This window comes from Polaromonas sp., assembly GCF_039932935.1.
Lineage (GTDB): Bacteria > Pseudomonadota > Gammaproteobacteria > Burkholderiales > Burkholderiaceae_C > Polaromonas.
Genome location: NZ_JBDTPB010000100.1, coordinates 65,175 through 82,687, shown reverse-complemented (window position 1 = coordinate 82,687; position 17,513 = coordinate 65,175). Strand labels below are relative to the sequence as shown.

Sequence of the window (17,513 nt, the reverse complement as noted above, 5' to 3'; positions counted from 1 at the left end):
AAATGCTTGACGGCCGCGTCAAGACGCTACACCCGAAGATCCATGGCGGCCTGCTGGCCCGGCGCGATGTGCCCGAACACGTAGCCGCGTTGAAAACCCACGGCATCGACACCATCGACCTGCTGGTGGTCAATCTGTACCCGTTTGAATCGACAGTCGCCAAACCCGGCTGCACGCTGGAAGACGCGATTGAAAACATCGACATCGGCGGCCCGGCCATGGTGCGCTCTGCCGCTAAAAACTGGAAGGACGTCGGCGTGCTGACCGATGCGTCGCAGTATGCGGGCGTGCTGGCCGAGTTGAAGGCCGACGGCAAACTCACCGACAAGACAAAGTTCGCGTTGTCGGTGGCTGCCTTCAACCGCATCAGCCAGTACGACGGCGCCATCAGCGACTACCTCTCGGGCATCCAGGCCGACGGCAGCCACGGCATGTTCCCCGGCCAGGCCAACGGGCGTTTTGTGAAAGTCCAGGACTTGCGTTACGGCGAAAACTCGCACCAGCAAGCCGCGCTCTACCGCGATGTGTACCCCGCACCCGGTTCACTCGTGACAGCCAAACAATTGCAGGGCAAAGAACTCTCGTACAACAACATCGCCGATGCCGACGCCGCCTGGGAATGCGTCAAGAGCTTCGACCTCATCAAGGACGGCGCCGCCTGCGTGATCGTGAAGCACGCCAACCCCTGCGGTGTGGCCGTGGGCAAGGACGGCCTGGAGGCCTACGGCAAAGCCTTCAAGACCGATCCGACCTCCGCTTTCGGCGGCATCATCGCTCTCAATTGCCCGCTCGACGAGCGCGCTGCGCAGCAGATTTCCAAGCAGTTTGTTGAGGTGCTGATGGCGCCTGCCTTCACACCTGAAGCGCTGGAAGTGTTCAAGACCAAGGTCAACGTGCGTATCCTGCAGATCGACCTGCCATCCGGCGGCGACACGGCCTGGAAGCAGGGCCGTAACCTGATGGACGTCAAGCGCGTGGGCTCCGGCCTGCTGATGCAGACCGCCGACAACCACGAACTGGCCATCGGTGACCTGAAAGTCGTCAGCAAGCTGCAGCCCACCCAGGAGCAGCTTCACGACATGCTGTTCGCCTGGAAGGTCGCGAAGTACGTCAAATCCAACGCCATCATCTTTTGCAAGGACGGCATGACACTGGGCGTCGGCGCGGGCCAGATGAGCCGCATCGATTCGGCGCGCATCGCCTCCATCAAGGCCGCCAACGGCGGGCTGACGCTGCAGGGCTCGGCGGTGGCGAGCGACGCCTTTTTCCCCTTCCGCGATGGCCTCGACGTGGTGGTGGACGCCGGCGCGACCTGCGTGATCCAGCCCGGCGGCAGCATGCGGGACGATGAAGTGATTGCGGCGGCGAATGAGCGCGAAGTGGTCATGGTGCTGACCGGTGTGCGTCATTTCCGGCACTGAGCTGCTTTTTCCAGGTGTTTTTGCCCTCAGCCCAACGGGGCCGGGCGCGAGCAGCTATTAAATTGATAGCACAGGTGTTTTTGTCTCCGTTCGGACTGAGCAGACCGTGGCGAGGATAGTTCCAGCGCGCCCTTTTCCATCCCCCATCCATGAGCGATTTGCTATTGATTTAATAGCTGCTTGCGCTCATCAGTATTGGGCTAGAGCCCGAATGGGCGCATATGGGCGGAACGAGATCGGCTTCAGCCGGCGGCAAAGAATTTCGCCGCCGCCGCGACCGTGGCTTCTATGTCTTCGTCCGTATGTGCCGAACTCACAAAACCCGCTTCGTAGAGTGCCGGTGCGTAATACACGCCGCTGTCCAGCATCGCATGGAAGAAACGGTTGAAGGCCGGGCTGTCTGTCGTCATGACGGTGGCGTAGTTCTGCGGCAACTGGCCGAGCAGGAAAAAACCGAACATGCCGCCTTCGCTGTCGCCGCAAAACGGCACGCCGGCCTTGGAAGCAGCTTGTGTGAGGCCGCTGACCAGGCTGCGTGTGCGTTGGCCTAGCGTGTCGTAAAAACCGGGTTTGGCGATCTCACGCAAAGTCGCCAGGCCGCAAGCGGTGGCTACGGGGTTGCCGGAGAGCGTGCCGGCCTGGTAGACCGGCCCCAGGGGGGCCAGTTGCTCCATCACGGCCCGTGTGCCGCCAAATGCCGCCAGCGGCATGCCGCCGCCTATGACCTTGCCCATGACGGTCATGTCGGGCTTGAAGCCGGGAATGCTTCGGGCATAGACGCTTTGCGCGCCGCCCAGGGCTACGCGAAAGCCGGTCATGACTTCGTCGAACACCAGCAGCGCGCCGTGCTGTGTGCACAGCTCACGGCAGCGCTTCATGAAAGGCACACTGGCGCGCACGAAATTCATGTTGCCGGCAATCGGCTCAATCATCAGGCAGGCGATGTCCTTGCCGTGCAGGGCGAAGGCTTCCTCGAGCTGGGCAATGTGGTTGTATTCCAGCACCAGAGTGTGTTGCACCACTTCAGGCGGCACACCGGCGCTGGTCGGGTTGCCAAAGGTGGCCAGGCCCGAGCCGGCCTTGACCAGCAACGCGTCGGCATGGCCGTGGTAACAGCCTTCAAACTTGATGATCTTGCTGCGCCCCGTGGCGCCGCGGGCCAGCCGGATCGCACTCATGGCCGCTTCGGTGCCGGAACTCACCAGCCGCACCATTTCCAGCGAAGGCACCAGGCGCACAATTTCTTCGGCGAGCTCGACTTCACGCTCGGTTGGCGCGCCATAGGAAAAGCCCTCGAGCACGGCTTTTTGCACGGCTTCGACCACAGCCGGATGGCCGTGGCCCAGGATCATGGGTCCCCAGGAACCGATGTAGTCGATGTAACGTTGGCCGTCCGCGTCCCAGAAGTAGGCACCCTGGGCGCGCTGAATAAAGCGCGGTGTGCCGCCTACCGCCTTGAACGCCCGAACCGGCGAGTTGACCCCGCCGGGGATCAGTTTTTTGGCGCGTTCAAAGAGTGCGTTGTTACGGGAAATTCCGGCGTGGAGGGGCTTAGTGTTTGGTTGTTCCATTGGGGGGCAGGTCAATTTCAGTCTTCAAAACCAGGGCGGCATCATCGCCTGGCTCGGCGTCGGCCGCTTCGTCTTCGGATTCATCCACATCGGCTTGCGCCCAGAACAGGCGGTCGGGCACGATGTTGCCCATGCCCGGGTGAAAGCCGGCATCCAGGCTGTGGTCCAGAAAGGTCAATGCCTCCGAGGTGGCAGCCTGCAGGTCATGGCCATTAGCCAGCAACGCCGAAAGAGCTGCAGACAATGTATCTCCGGCACCGGCAAAGATGGCTTCGAAGCGCTCGAATTTCTCGCTGTACAGCACGGCTTGCGGCGTGGCCAGCACGTTGTCGATAAATTGGTCGGGCAGGGGGATTCCGGTGACCAGCGTATAGGGAACACCCAGGTCTGACGCGGCCTTGGCAATATCCCTTGCGGACGGATTGCGCTCGCCGGACCAGTCGGGCAACAGCCAGCGCCACAGGCTGCTGTGGTTACCGACCAACACTGTGGTTTGCGGCAACATGAGCTCCCGAAAGGCGTCCTGGTAGCTGTCAATTTCGCTTTCGTCCCACCAGGAAAGGTTGGGCATGTACGCGATCAACGGGACGTCGGCATAGTCCGAAGCGATCTCGGCAATCGTGCTGATGTTCTCGGGACTCCCCACAAAACCCACCTTGATCGCGGCCACTGGCATGTCTTCCAGCGCCGAGCGCGCCTGGTCGGTTACCGCTTCTTCATCGAAGGGAAAGTGGTCGAAAATCTCGGCGGTATCGCGTACATAAGCGCCTGTTACAACCGCCAGCGCATGGGCTCCCGCTGAGGTGATTGACGCCAGGTCCGCTGTCAATCCACCCGCGCCGCTGGGGTCATTGGCATTGAAAGTCATGACGCAGGCCGGAGATGCGTCGGTGTCCTCGATTTGGAGTTGTCGGCTGTCCAGTTGAGGATTTTTTGGGTTTGCCATAGCCTGCGATTTTGCCTTGTACGCGAATAAGCAACGCCGCCTCGATACAATTGTTGCATTCTATTCGAAGGCAACTTAAGCTGTGACTCAATCAATGACCTGGATGTGTTTAATTTGTGGGTGGATTTACGACGAAGCCACCGGTGCACCCGAACACGGAATTGCTGCCGGTACGCCATGGGCGCAAGTGCCCATGAACTGGACCTGTCCCGAATGCGGCGCACGCAAGGAAGACTTTGAAATGGTTCAGATTTAAGCGTTAAGGCACTTGCCTGACAATCGCGGGACGGCATTTGCCGGGCCCGCAACATGAGGAGCATAGGCAGTGAGTATTCCCAGTTCCGGACTAAAGGTTTTGGTCATCGACGACAGCAATACCATTCGGCGTAGCGCCGAGATATTCCTGAAGCAGGGCGGGCATGAAGTGTTATTGGCTGAAGACGGGTTTGATGCCCTGTCCAAAGTCAACGATTACGAGCCCAACCTGATCTTCTGTGACATCTTGATGCCTCGCCTGGACGGCTATCAGACCTGCGCGATCATCAAACGCAATGCGAAATTCGCTGGCGTCCCGATTGTGATGCTGTCCTCCAAGGACGGCGTATTCGACAAGGCGCGCGGTCGCATGGTGGGTTCGCAAGACTACCTGACCAAGCCTTTTACAAAAGATCAGCTGCTGCAAACCGTGCAGGATCTCGGCAGCACTAAACAAGGAGTAGTGTGATGGCAATCAAGAAAATACTGGTAGTTGACGACTCCAAAACCGAATTGATGTTTCTGACTGATCTGCTGGTCAAAAATGGTTTTACCGTCAAAACCGCTGAAAATGCGGAAGATGCGTTTCGACGCCTCGCAGAAGACAAGCCCGAGCTGATCCTGATGGATGTGGTGATGCCGGGGCAAAACGGATTCCAGCTCACGCGTGCCATCACGCGCGACCCGCTGTATTCCGACATTCCTATCATGATGTGCACCAGCAAAAATCAGGAAACCGACCGTGTCTGGGGCATGCGGCAGGGCGCCCGCGATTACATCACCAAGCCAGTGGATGCTGATGAGCTGATGGCCAAAATCAAGGCCCTCGGCTGATTTACGGCGTAAAACCAAAGCATGGCGAACAGACAAGCACTTAGAGAGCTACAAACCCGGCTGGCCGACAGGTTGCAGATCGCGCGTACGCAAGGCGTTGCCGCGTCCTGGCTGGCCGTGGAGGCTGGCGGGAAGAAATACCTGTTTCCCCTGAGTCAATCCGGTGAAATTTTCCCGTGGGTCAGCACGCAGCCTGTTCCGTATACGCAGGCCTGGTTCGCCGGCGTTGCCAACCTGCGGGGTGGCCTGTTCGGTGTCGTGGACCTGGCGAGCTACGTGAGCGGCCAGCCGCCGCCTCCCAAAAACGAACTTGCGCGCACCGACTCCAGGCTTGTTGCACTCAACAGTGCGCTGGAAGTGAATTGCGCGCTGTTGATCGACAAGCTGTCCGGGCTGCGCAACCAGGAGGCATTCAGCGATTTCTCCGAAAAAGCGCCCGGCGCGCCTGATTTCTTTGGCAACCAGTATGTCGACCTCAACGGCGCAACCTGGCAGGAAATAAACCTTCAGTTGCTTGCCCAGCAAGCGCATTTTTTGACGATAGGCGCATAGCGCACACTGTTTCTCCCCGGAAGGCTCACCATGTCTGTTATTGAAAATATCCAGAAGCTATTTAAAACCAAGCCCGCTCAGCCAGAGGACAGCATGGACATGGCTTCCGTCGGTACGCCAGATCCTCTCGCGACCGGTGCCATGGATGAAGCCTCTCTTCGGACCGCAGCGGTGCGGAAGGCGGACGGCAATGAAGATGCCTTTGGGGCCAGCCGCATAGCGACAGCCGAAGAATCGGCGGCCGCCAACCCTGAACTTTTGAGCCTGCCTGTGCTGGGCCGCAGGACCATCGGCCAGCACCAGCGAATTCTGGTGTTCTTCCTCGCTGTTGCCGTCGCGGTGCTGGGTACGGTGACGTTCCTGGCGCTGAGTCAGGCCGATAAAGTCGCGCAACAAGTGGCGGCTACCGGACAATCATTGATGCAGTCGCAGCGCTTGGCGAAATCGGTTTCGCAGGCGCTGGTGGGCAGTGCCCAGGCCTTTCCGGACGTTCGGGAAAGTTCTGACGTACTGGCTAAAACCGTGCGTGGCCTGAAGTCCGGCGAAGACAGCCTGCGTCTGGCACCCGTCAGCGACGAGCTGCAGCCAGACGTGGAAAAAGTCACGCCTTTCATGGAGCGCGCTGAAAAGAATGCCAAAACCGTGATGGGCCAGCAAAATATTCTGACCCAAGTGGGTAACGCTCTGCGCACCATCAACCGCCAGTCCTCGGACTTGCTGGAAATCGCGGAAACCGTGTCCTCGCTCAAGCTCCAGCAGAACGCGGCGCCGGCGGAAATCTCGGCTTCCGGCCAGTTGGTGATGTTGACCCAGCGGATTGGTAAGTCCGCCAATGAATTCTTGACGATGGAGGGTGTGAGCCCTGAAGCCGTGTTTTTGCTCGGTAAGGATTTGAACTCGTTCAAGGAAATTGCCCAGGGTTTGCAGGAAGGCAGCCCCGAGCTGCGCCTGGCCGGATCCAAAGATCCGCAAACCCGTGAACGCCTGGAAGCCTTGATGGCGCTCTACGAACAGACGCGTGTGCAGGCTGGCGCCATTCTGGGTAACTTGCAGGGTCTGGTGTCTGCCCGTGAGGCGCAGTCCTCCATCATTGCCGACAGCGAACCGCTTCGCCGCGGCCTGGAAGATCTGCAGGGCAAACTGTCGTCGCAAACTGGTTTGAGCGTCGTTTCGCTGGGTATCCTTGCAGCGGCGGCCGCCTTTGCCCTGCTGTGCGCGGCAGGCCTGGCCAAACTGCAGGTGGAGGACAGCAAGCAGCGTCAGGCCGTTGCTGAAACCCAGCGGCAAGAAGCTAAAGGACAGGAGCAGGACGCCAAGCGCGTCAACGACGCCAACCAGGCCGCCATTTTGCGTTTGATGAATGAGTTGCAAACAGTTGCTGAAGGTGACTTGACGCAAGAAGCAACGGTGACCGAAGACATTACCGGCGCTATCGCCGACTCGGTGAACTACACGGTGGAAGAGTTGCGACAGCTGGTGGGTAACGTGCAAAACACGGCGACCCGCGTTGCGCAGACGACGGCGCAGGTGGAAAGCACGTCCACCGAACTGCTGGCGGCCTCCACCGAACAGCTGCGCGAGATTCGTGAAACCGGCCAGTCGGTGCTTGACATGGCATCCCGCATTAACGAAGTGTCCACACAGGCGCAAGAATCTTCCCAGGTGGCGCGTCAATCGCTGACTGCCGCCGAATCCGGCCTGCAGGCTGTGCAAAACGCCATCGGCGGTATGAACTCCATCCGGGACCAGATCCAGGAAACCTCCAAGCGGATCAAGCGGCTGGGTGAATCGTCCCAGGAGATTGGTGAAATTACCGAGCTGATTTCTGACATTACCGAGCAAACCAACGTGCTGGCGCTGAATGCCGCCATTCAGGCCGCGTCGGCCGGTGAAGCCGGACGAGGCTTCTCGGTGGTTGCGGAAGAGGTGCAGCGACTGGCTGAACGTTCCGCAGATGCTACGCGCCAGATTTCGGCCCTCGTGAAAGCCATTCAGACCGACACTCAGGATGCCGTGGCCGCTATGGAACGCTCTACGCAGGGTGTGGTTGAAGGGGCCAAGCTGTCCGATAACGCGGGTACCGCGCTGACCGAGATTGACCAGGTGTCACGCCGACTTGCTGACCTGATTGAGCAGATTTCAAACTCCGCGTCCCGCGAAGCCGCATCGGCCAACGTGGTGGCCGGCAACATCCAGCATATTTTCGCGGTGACGGAACAAACCGGAGAAGGTACCCGCTCTACGGCGCAGCAGGTGCGAGATCTTTCCCGCATGGCTGAAGAGCTGCGCCAGTCGGTGTCCCGATTCAAGATCGCCTGATGCCCACGTGTCGCTGAACGACGCTTTCGCTTTCGCCTTTGACACTGATTTCTGAACCGGCCCGTTATCTATGCAATCCAACGTCCCGAACTCAACAGCTGCCGAGCTCGATCTCGCGGTCAATGACCTAGGCCCTTTGGCCTGGGTGCTTGACGAACTTCGCAAGTCGCTGGATGGCGCTGCGAAGGCGCTCAAACGCTTTGTGCGGGACGCTGAAGCTGCACGGGGATCCGATCTTGCGGCACTGGATGCCAGCCAGTTGCGCATCGCGCGGCAGCAATTGCACCAGGCTGTGGGCGCGCTTGAGATGGTGGGCCTTGCCGGCCCAGCGCTGGTGCTGCGGGCGATGGAAGCAGCGGTACAGAAGTTTGTTCAGCAGCCTGAACAATGCAGCCAGGAAGCTGCCAACAAAATTGAACGCGCCAGTTTTGCCCTGACTGAGTATCTGGAGGGTGTGCTGGCTGACAAGCCGGTCTCCGCTGTTTCGCTTTTCCCCCAATACCGCGATGTGCAGGAGTTGGTGCGTGCCGACCGTATTCACCCAGCCGACTTGTGGCCCTTCGAATGGCGCTGGCTGGAGCCTGAACTGCCAGGAAAGGCTGAGCCTCGAAATTACGACGATGGCGCCCGCGCGGTGCTAGACCAGTCAGTGTTGCAACTCATGAAGGGCAAGGCGCCGCAAGCGGCCAAAACCCTGCTTGATCTGAGCCTCGCATTTGCGGCCAGGCAGGCCGAAAGCCAGCCCCGAATCTTCTGGAAGATCGCCGCAGGTTATTTTGAGGCAGCTGCGCATGGCCTGCTCGGGTCGGATATTTATGTGCGCCGCGCTGCATCGCGAATCCTGATGCAATATGCCTCGCTTGCCAAAGGCGACACGGGTGTATCGGACCGGTTGGCCCAGGATCTGCTTTTTTTCTGTGCGCAAGCTGTTTCTCCCCGGGCGAGCGATACGCCAGTGCTGTCGGCAATTCGTTCAGCCTACGGTCTTAACCGGTTCAAACCGGTCGACTATGAACTTGTTCAGTTCGGGCGTTTCGATCCTGCCCTGCTTGCCCAGGCTCGCAAGCGCATCGCTTCGGCAAAAGAAACCTGGTCATCGCTGTCTGCCGGGGATGCCAACAAATTCAAGTCTGTGGCCGATCAGTTCAGTCTCATCACGGACTCTCTGCTCAAACTCCATCCGCCCAGTGAGCCGCTTGCCCAGGCGTTGACGCGTGCCGTGGACACCACGGTCCGTTCCGGCCAGCCCCCAGGAATAGAGCTGGCGATGGAGGTCGCGACCTCGGTGCTTTACCTGGAAGCGGCTTTTGACGACCTGGACCCCAACGATCCCCAGCTGGCCGTCAGAACTGCGAACCTTGCGGAGCGACTTGAAGGCGTCCGTGCCGGTGGGGAGCCTCAACCGCTTGAAGGCTGGATGGAAGAGCTGTACCGCAGGGTCAGCGACAAGCAGACCATGGGCAGCGTCGTCGGCGAATTGCGCGTGTCGCTCGGCGAGCTGGAAAAATCGCTTGACGTGTTTTTCCGCAACCCACAAGACAAAGTGGCACTTCAGTCGGTGCCCGGTCAGCTTTCGCAAATGCGCGGTGTGCTGTCGGTCCTGGGGCTTGACCAGGCCTCGCACGCTGTACTGCGCATGCGGGACAGTGTCGAACAGATGCTGGTCACGGAGATTGACGAGCAACGAGCGCGTGCGGCGGGAACATTTGAGCACCTCGGAAACAACCTCGGCGCTTTGAGTTTCCTCATCGACATGTTGAATTACCAGCCGGCGCTGGCGAAGAAGCTGTTTGTTTATGACGCCGAAAAAGGGGAACTCAAGCCATTGATGGGGCGTGCGCAGAATGCGGCCGGCGCTGCTTCCTCGGTTACCGTTAACAATGATTCGCTGTCCCAGGAAGTGATTGCCGCTGTGCAGGATGCGGGTCAAGGCGAGCCCGACCACAACCTCACGCTCAAACTCGATGCACTGGCAACGCACGCAGCGCTTGCCGAGCAACCTGCGCTTGCGCAAAGTGCGCGGGAGGCCTCGGTGGCGGTTTCTGGAAACGATGCGGGCGCCGCCGCAGATGCGCTGACAACGCTGGCATTTGCCGTGACGCCTGCGCCTGCAGAGCCTGAAAGCCCAGCTGCAGAGGCTGATTTTGAAGAAGACGACCTGCGCGATATTTTCCTTGAAGAAGCTCGCGAAGTCGTCGGCAATGGCCAGGAAGCATTGGCGGCACTGGCCAATGATCCGGGCGACGTATCGCAGCTCACGGTGTTGCGGCGCGCCTTCCATACGCTCAAGGGCAGTTCCCGCATGGTGGGGCTCAATGAGTTTGGCGAGGCAGCGTGGTCACTTGAGCAAATGCTCAATAGCTGGCTGGCCGATCAGAAGGCCACCACGAATGAATTCCGGGACCTGGCGTCGGAAGCCATGGGCGCTTTTTCCAAGTGGATTGAAGACATCGCAGGAAATCGCGATGGCTCCTGGTCTCCGTCTGCTTTCACCCGGAGTGCCGAGGCGATGCGTACGGAAGGCCGTTATGTCCCTCTGGTGACTTCAGCCTCGACCGCCGTTGACGAGGCTCCTGCAGTCGCTGCGGTGTTGTCCCCTGACCTTGCAGCCGGGCTGAAGCTGGATTCCGGCGTTGCTGATGCCGTGGCGAGTCCCGAGTCTGGCCCCGAGACCGTGTCTGACCTGGATTTTGACCTCGTATTTGAGGCAGAAGATACCGCCGCGGGTGCGAAATCCGCGGAGGCGGCAAGCCAGTCCGTGGTTGAAATCGAAGGCATTGATTTCGGTAGTTTGTCAGCGGTTTCTGCAACGGCTGATACGCCAGGCGTGGTCGAGCCTGCTGCACAGCCAAACGCAGCCCTCGACGTGAATGCAGCCGAAGCCATCGAGCTGTCAGACGCGGATTTCGAAAAGCACTTTCAGTCCGGGTCGTTTACAGCCGAACAGCCCGCCTCTATCGACTTTGATTTCGCGACCGAAGCACACCAGATGCCGGTACAGGCAGCAGACGCAGACCTTTCCGCGCAGCAGCAGCTGCAAACAGTTGAAATGCTGCAGAGCCAGGATATGGTGGATGCGACCGACAGCGTGCTGTCGGCAGATGGCAGCGGAGACGAGCAGGTCAAGGTGATCGGTGACTTGCGCATCGGTATTCCGCTTTACAACGTTTATCTGAACGAGGCTGATGAGTGGTCACGCAGGCTTGTGACTGAAGTTGCCGAATGGTCGCTCGAGCGCAATCAGCCCGTCAGCGACTCCACGGTAGCCTTGGCGCATTCTCTTGCCGGCAGTTCCGCCACGGTCGGCTTTGACGCCCTTTCCGAAATGGCCCGGGCGCTGGAGCAGGCCCTGGAGCAATCCAGCGTACACCATAGAAATGGCGCAGCCAGATATGGGCAGGTGTTTGTAGATGCGGCAGAAGATATTCGCCGGCTCCTGCATCAGTTTGCAGCAGGGTTCCTGAAGGAGCCCGATGCGGCAGTTCTTGATCAGTTGAAACAACTCGACTTCTCGGATTCCGTTTTGCCGCCAGGCCACGATTTTTCCGACTTTGAAGTTAGCAATGAAGCGGCGCAGATCGATACAACGGCGGCGGAGCCCGTGTACTCACCAGAGCCGGAGCCTGAAGCGCCGGTCGCCAAGGTCGTCGAAGCCCCCATTCATGTTTCGGCCGCCCCTGTGCCTCCGCCCGTTGCCATTGTTGCGCCGCCTGTGCGGCTCGTGCCGCCGGTCGCGATGTCCTCGGCTTCGAATTTTGACAAGGACGAAGACGACGAGATCGATGCGGTCGATGCGATTGACCCCGACTTGTTCCCGATTTTCGAGGAGGAAGCCGCAGAGCTCATGCCGCAATTGGGTGGCGCGCTGCGGCAGTGGTCGTCCCGTCCCGACAACCAGGGTGCGCGTATGGAAGTCTTGCGCGCGCTCCACACGCTCAAGGGCAGTGCCCGGTTGGCGGGAGCTTTGCGGCTCGGCGAAATGGCCCACCGCATCGAATCAGAAATTGAACATCTCGGTTCTGACGCGGCGGCAACCCAGGAATTCGATCCCTTGATCACCCGTTTCGACGCCATGGAGGCCACCTTTGAGGCTCTGCGTCACGCCGAAGCTGCCGCTGCGGCTGCGCCCCCGGTTCCGTTGGCGCCGATCTCGGCTGTTATGGCGGCCGAGTCCGAACCGGGCTTGGACGCGCTGGAAAAAACCAGCCCAGCCGCAGGTACGGCACAGGACATCTCCGCCGAAAGTATTGCCCCTGTCGCTCCTGTTGCTGGTCGCAAGCTCGCGGTTCCTGCGCCGCAAACCATGGCGATGCAGCCGCTGCGGCAAGCCGCCAATGCATCCATACGCGTGCGTTCCCAGTTGCTTGACCGCATGGTCAATCAGGCCGGCGAGGTGATGATCACCCGCTCACGCCTGGAGGCGGAGCTCAGCCAGCTGCGCGGTTCGCTGAATGACATGAGCGGTAACTTGAACCGCTTGCGCCAACAATTACGGGACATCGAACTGCAGGCGGAAACGCAGATGCAGTCACGCCTGGCCCAGGCCAAGGAAGCCCAGGCAGGGTTCGATCCGCTGGAGTTTGACCGCTTTACCCGCGTGCAGGAATTGACGCGCATGATGGCCGAGTCGGTGAATGACGTGGCCACCGTGCAACGCACCTTGCAGCGTACGGTGGAAGCCACTGAAGACGACTTGATTGCCCAGGCCCGCCAGACCCGCGAATTGCAGCGAGACTTGCTCCGCACGCGCATGGTGGAGTTTGAAGGCATTTCCGAGCGTCTGTACCGCGTGGTGCGCCAGGCTTCCAAGGAAACCGGCAAGCAGGTTCGCCTGGATTTGCTGGGCGGTACCATGGAAATGGACCGCGGCATGCTGGACCGCATGACGCCCGCTTTTGAGCACTTGCTGCGCAACTGCGTGGCGCACGGCATTGAAAGCACGGAGGTTCGCACAGACGCCGGCAAGGATCCAGTCGGCCTGATTACCGTTCATCTTCGCCAGGAAGGCAATGACGTTTCGGTCGACTTCAGCGATGACGGCGCCGGCCTGAACCTGCAACGTATCCGCGAAAAAGCCATCAGCCTCGGAATGATCACGCCGGACCAACCGTTGGAAGACAGCGAAGCCGCTAATCTGATTTTCATGCCGGGCTTCTCCACGGCTGCGCAAGTGACCGAACTGTCCGGCCGAGGCATCGGCATGGATGTGGTTCGGTCCGAAGTCAACGCGCTGGGCGGCCGGATTGAAACGACCACCGTGACAGGCAAGGGCACCCACTTCAAACTGGTGCTGCCCCTGACCACGGCTGTGACGCAGGTGGTAATGATCCGCTCCGGCAACCTTTCCGTCGGCGTGCCCGCCAACGTGGTGGAAACCGTCAGGCGTGCTTCAGCCAAAGAGTTGCAACAGGCTTACAACACCGGCACGCTTGATGTTGCCGGCGAGGCCATCCCTTTCTTCTGGTCGGGTGCGTTACTGCAAGCTTCGCACCACAGCGCTGAAGCCCAGGGAAAAACCACCCCGGTCGTGATCTTCCGAAGTGCCGCACAGCGCATTGCGCTGCACGTCGATGAAGTGTTGGGTAACCAGGAAGTTGTGGTCAAGAACTTGGGCCCTCAGCTGTCCCGCCTGCCCGGTCTTGCCGGCATGTCGGTGCTGGCTTCCGGTGCGGTTGTGCTGATTTACAACCCGGTGGCGCTGGCTTCCGTGTACGGCCAACAGGCACGCGCCTGGAGTTCTGACCGTGCCGAGCCGCATATGCTCGAAGGAGCCGCCGCAGGTGCCGATGGCGTCGCGAAAACACCGGCCATATCTGCCGCTCCGCAGATCCCGCTGATTCTGGTGGTCGATGACTCCATCACGGTTCGCCGCGTGACGCAGCGCCTGCTTCAGCGTGAAGGCTACCGTGTCTCCATGGCGGCTGACGGCCTGCAGGCGCTTGAACGCCTGCAGGAAGAGCGGCCGGCCGTGGTGCTGTCAGACATCGAAATGCCGCGCATGGACGGCTTCGATCTGGCGCGCAACATCCGGGCTGACGTGCGCCTCAACAACCTGCCCATCATCATGATCACGTCTCGCATCGCCGAGAAGCACCGTGAGCATGCGAAGGAGCTGGGTGTTGACCACTACCTGGGCAAACCGTTCTCTGAAGAAGAGCTGATGAGCTTGGTGCGCCACTATTGCGCCGCCGAGACTGTCGCTTCCGCCTGAGGCTAAAAAACAGCCAAATCGGGCTGTAGCCCACGCAGAATGAGCGCAAGCGGCTCCTAAAACAATAGCAAGGCCTGGGCGTCCCGCTCAGGCCTTTTTCACGACCGCGTAGCGCTGCAGTGTCAGCGCCCGCGCTTCGTCGTGCTGCACGATGGGCAGCGGATAGTTCTGACCCAGCACCACGCCCGCGGCAGCCAACTCCAGCGGCTTGGCCAGCCAGGGGCTGTGCAGCGCCTTGTCAGGCAGCTGCGCCAGTTCTGGCACATATTTGCGGATGAACTTCCCCTCGGCGTCAAACTTTTCGCTTTGGCTGACTGGGTTGAAGATGCGGAAATAGGGTTGGGCATCGCAGCCGGTGCTGGCTGCCCACTGCCATCCGCCGTTGTTGGCCGAGAGGTCAAAGTCATTGAGCTTTTCGGCAAAGTAGTGTTCGCCCCAGCGCCAGTCAATGCCCAGGTCCTTCACCAGAAAACTCGCGGTCACCATGCGCAGGCGGTTGTGCATATAGCCGGTCTGGTTGATCTGCGCCATGGCCGCATCCACCAGCGGGTAACCTGTGCGGCCGTCGCACCAGGCTTGAAACAAGGCCTTGGCTTTCTCTCCGCTTTCCCACTCAATTGCGTCATAGTCCGGTTTGAAGGCCCGTTCCGCTGCGTGCGGGAAATTGCTGAGGATTTGCGCGTAAAAGTCCCGCCAGATCAACTCGCTGAGCCAGGTGGCCGCGCCCTCGCTCGGGTGGTCTGCCGCGCTCAAGGCGACCGACGCCATATGCCGGATCGACACCGTGCCAAACCGCAGGTGCACGCCCAGGTAACTGGGGCCTTTGACGGCCGGGAAGTCACGCGTTTCCTTGTACTGCGCCATGCGGCCGGTGAAATCCTCGAAAAGCTGGGCGCCACCTTCGCTGCCCGTGGGGATTTTCAGCGCCGAAAGGTTGCTGGCTTCAAACCCCAGTTCGTCCAGTGACGGGATGCTGCGCATGCCCTGGGGGGCGGGCGCCAAGGTCGCGCCGTACTTTTCGACGGGGTAAGGCCTGAGGTAAAAATCGTCCACCTTCTTGAGCCAGGCATTTTTGTAGGGCGTGAACACGGTGTACGGCTTGCCCGCCAAGGTCAGAACCTCCTGGCGCTCAAAGATGACGTGGTCTTTAAAGCTGTGAAAAGCCTTGCCTCCGGCTTCCAGAGCAGCCTGCACGGCGGCGTCGCGCGACAGCAACTGCGGCTCGTCATCGTGGTTGGTGAAGACGGCGTCGGCACACAGCTCAGCCGCCAGCCGCACCACTGCATTCACGGCATCGTCATGGGCCGTCAGCAGGCCGGCGCCGGGGCTGCCCGTCGTGGCGCCCAGCTTCTGCAGCTGGCCATCCAGGCTCAGCACAGATTCGCGTATGAACTCCACACGGCGGTCGACCCGTGGCAAGGTGTCCAGAATGCGCCGGTCGAAAACAAAGACGCAGTACAGCTGCTTACATGACTTCAGCGCGTGGTACAGAGCCGCGTTATCGTGAACCCGCAGGTCGCGCCTGAACCACATCAGCCCCGTTTCGTACTTCTTTGGCATCGGCCCATGGTAGCGAAAAGTGGCCGTGCACTGCGAAAGGCGGCGGTTTCCGGTCGGATTGGCGGGTTGCCGGGCAGGGCGGGCTCGCCGCGCCGGCCTGTCCAGCGTAAAATCCTCTCATGGCCACGGATTCCGCAACGATCAACCTCACGCATCACTTCCTCATCGCCATGCCCGGGCTGGATGACGAAGCTTTTGCCAAGAGCGTGGTCTATATGTGCGAACACAGCGACAGAGGCGCCCTGGGCCTGATCATCAACAAGCCGAGCGACATCAGCCTCAAGAACCTGTTTGACAAGGTTGAACTTCCCCTTCGCCGCGACGACCTGACACTGGCGCCGGTGTTCCAGGGCGGCCCGGTCCAGACCGAACGCGGCTTTGTGCTCCACGAATCCATGATGCCCGGCAACGAGTCGGTCTATGCCTCGACCATGACCATTCCCGGCGGTCTGGAAATGACCACCTCCAAAGATGTGCTGGAGGCCTTGTCTACCGGCGCCGGCCCGCGCAAGGTGTTTGTCTCGCTCGGCTACTCCGCCTGGGGCGAAGGCCAGCTTGAGTCTGAAATCTCCGACAACAGCTGGCTTACCGTCGCCGCCGACCTGGGTGTCATCTTTGACACGCCGGTAGAGCAACGCTACGACAAGGCGCTCATGCTGCTGGGCCTGCAAAGCTGGATGCTCTCACCCGAGGCCGGCCACGCATGAGCCTTGCGGCCATGCCTTCCCCTCGGGCCCCTGGCCTCCAAACCTTTCTGGCTTTCGACTTCGGTCTCAAGCGCACCGGCGTTGCCACCGGCAACGTGCTGACTCGCACCGCCTCACCCCAGCCCACTATCGCCGCCGAAGGCAGCGACGCCCGCCTCAAGGCCGTCGAGGCGCGCATCAAAGAGTGGCAGCCCGACGCCCTGGTGGTCGGCGTTCCCTTTCACCCCGACGGCGCAAGCCACGACAATACCGTGCGTGCGCAAAAGTTCGCCCGCCAGCTTCGCGGGCGCTTTGGCTTGCAGGTTTTTGAAGTGGATGAGCGCTACAGCACCACCGAGGCGCTGGCCGGCGGCGCAAAAGATGCCGATGCCGCCTCGGCCTGCATCATCCTCGAGCAGTTTTTAAGGAGTTTTCCATGAGCAGTCTGACCCTGGACGCCGAGGCGCTGTACAGCGACCTGCTGCGCGGCATGCGCCAGCAACTGGCGTCCTACCCCGTGCCGCCCAAGCTGGTCGGCGTGGCCTCAGGTGGCGCCTGGCTGGCGCAGCGCCTGCAAAAAGACCTTGCCCTGGAAGGCGAGGCGGGCGTGTTGTCTTCTTCCATGCACCGGGATGATTTCGCGCAGCGCGGCCTTGCCTCCAGCGGCCAGACCCTGCTGCCCTTTGACGTGAACGGTGCCCACCTGGTGGTGGTCGACGACGTGCTTTTTACCGGGCGAACCATCCGCGCCGTACTCAACGAATTGTTTGATTACGGCCGGCCCGCCAGCGTCAAGCTGGTGGTGCTGGTAGACCGGGGCGGGCGCGAGCTGCCGGTGCAGCCCGACCTGGCCGTTGCGCGTGTGGCCCTGCCTGCCTCGCAGACGCTGGAGCTGGCGCGCGGCGAAGACGGCCGGTTCAGCTTTCAGGTCCAGGGCCATTGACATGATGCGCCGCCGCGCCTTTCTCACCACGTATCAACGGACATAGTGCATGGCGCGTCGCCCCTTGTCTCTTTTGCATCCGTGGCTGTATGCCTTGCGCGTATGGCAGCGCCGGTGGTTCACGCATATCGCCTGGCGAATGGGCGGGCTTCAGCTGGCGCGCACCCAAGCGCTTGAACCTTTGACATGGCGGTATTTCAGGCACAGCTCCAAAC

Annotated in this window: 13 protein-coding genes; 10 read left to right on the top strand and 3 right to left on the bottom strand. The window is 60.7% G+C overall.

The features are described 5' to 3' along the window. Positions 1-1,421, top strand: a 1,421-nt coding sequence (gene purH / locus ABI546_RS16840; RefSeq protein WP_348048318.1) for a bifunctional phosphoribosylaminoimidazolecarboxamide formyltransferase/IMP cyclohydrolase, incomplete at its 5' end; no start/stop codon positions are given. A gap of 242 nt (positions 1,422-1,663) precedes the next feature. Here the strand turns inward: purH and hemL are convergent. Beyond that, positions 1,664-2,992: a glutamate-1-semialdehyde 2,1-aminomutase gene (gene hemL / locus ABI546_RS16835; RefSeq protein WP_348048316.1), complete on the bottom strand. Its 1,329-nt coding sequence runs from the start codon at positions 2,990-2,992 to the stop codon at positions 1,664-1,666. Next, a complete protein-coding gene (locus ABI546_RS16830; protein ID WP_348048314.1) occupies positions 2,973-3,938 on the bottom strand; it encodes a bifunctional hydroxymethylpyrimidine kinase/phosphomethylpyrimidine kinase in 966 nt (321 codons plus the stop codon). Before ABI546_RS16830 ends, hemL begins: the two co-directional genes overlap by 20 nt. A gap of 82 nt (positions 3,939-4,020) precedes the next feature. On the opposite strand from ABI546_RS16830, the gene ABI546_RS16825 reads away from it, so the two are divergent. From ABI546_RS16825 to ABI546_RS16800, 6 genes are all read left to right on the top strand, one after another. Further along, positions 4,021-4,194, top strand: a complete 174-nt coding sequence (locus ABI546_RS16825; RefSeq protein ID WP_096671274.1) for a rubredoxin — start codon at positions 4,021-4,023, stop codon at positions 4,192-4,194. A 69-nt stretch (positions 4,195-4,263) separates the two neighbouring features. Further along, positions 4,264-4,662, top strand: coding sequence for a response regulator (locus ABI546_RS16820; protein WP_348048312.1), 399 nt, complete (start codon positions 4,264-4,266; stop codon positions 4,660-4,662). Then, positions 4,662-5,027, top strand: coding sequence for a response regulator (locus tag ABI546_RS16815; protein WP_007864987.1), 366 nt, complete (start codon positions 4,662-4,664; stop codon positions 5,025-5,027). Before ABI546_RS16820 ends, ABI546_RS16815 begins: the two co-directional genes overlap by 1 nt. Before the next feature lie 21 nt (positions 5,028-5,048). Continuing rightward, positions 5,049-5,579, top strand: coding sequence for a chemotaxis protein CheW (locus ABI546_RS16810; protein WP_348048309.1), 531 nt, complete (start codon positions 5,049-5,051; stop codon positions 5,577-5,579). Between the two features lie 30 nt (positions 5,580-5,609). Continuing rightward, positions 5,610-7,898 (top strand): methyl-accepting chemotaxis protein, encoded by a 2,289-nt coding sequence (locus tag ABI546_RS16805; protein WP_348048307.1) that lies wholly within the window; start codon positions 5,610-5,612, stop codon positions 7,896-7,898. Positions 7,899-7,968: 70 nt separating this feature from the next. After that, positions 7,969-14,109 (top strand): Hpt domain-containing protein, encoded by a 6,141-nt coding sequence (locus tag ABI546_RS16800; RefSeq protein WP_348048305.1) that lies wholly within the window; start codon positions 7,969-7,971, stop codon positions 14,107-14,109. 87 nt (positions 14,110-14,196) lie between these two features. On the opposite strand, the gene ABI546_RS16795 is transcribed toward ABI546_RS16800, so the two are convergent. Then, entirely contained in the window at positions 14,197-15,669 is a 1,473-nt protein-coding gene (locus ABI546_RS16795) for a deoxyribodipyrimidine photo-lyase (protein WP_348048303.1), read from the bottom strand. A gap of 119 nt (positions 15,670-15,788) precedes the next feature. Here ABI546_RS16795 and ABI546_RS16790 point away from each other — a divergent pair, with 119 nt between their 5' ends. From ABI546_RS16790 to pyrR, 3 genes are read left to right on the top strand one after another with little or no spacing between them, the layout of a single operon-like run. Then, entirely contained in the window at positions 15,789-16,376 is a 588-nt protein-coding gene (locus ABI546_RS16790) for a YqgE/AlgH family protein (protein WP_348048301.1), read from the top strand. Next, positions 16,373-16,795, top strand: a complete 423-nt coding sequence (ruvX, locus tag ABI546_RS16785) for a Holliday junction resolvase RuvX (RefSeq protein ID WP_348048299.1) — start codon at positions 16,373-16,375, stop codon at positions 16,793-16,795. The genes ABI546_RS16790 and ruvX overlap by 4 nt, the downstream gene beginning before the upstream one ends. Then, complete coding sequence (gene pyrR / locus ABI546_RS16780; protein WP_348048297.1) at positions 16,792-17,298, top strand: bifunctional pyr operon transcriptional regulator/uracil phosphoribosyltransferase PyrR; 507 nt, start codon at positions 16,792-16,794, stop codon at positions 17,296-17,298. Before ruvX ends, pyrR begins: the two co-directional genes overlap by 4 nt. Positions 17,299-17,513 lie beyond the last annotated feature (215 nt).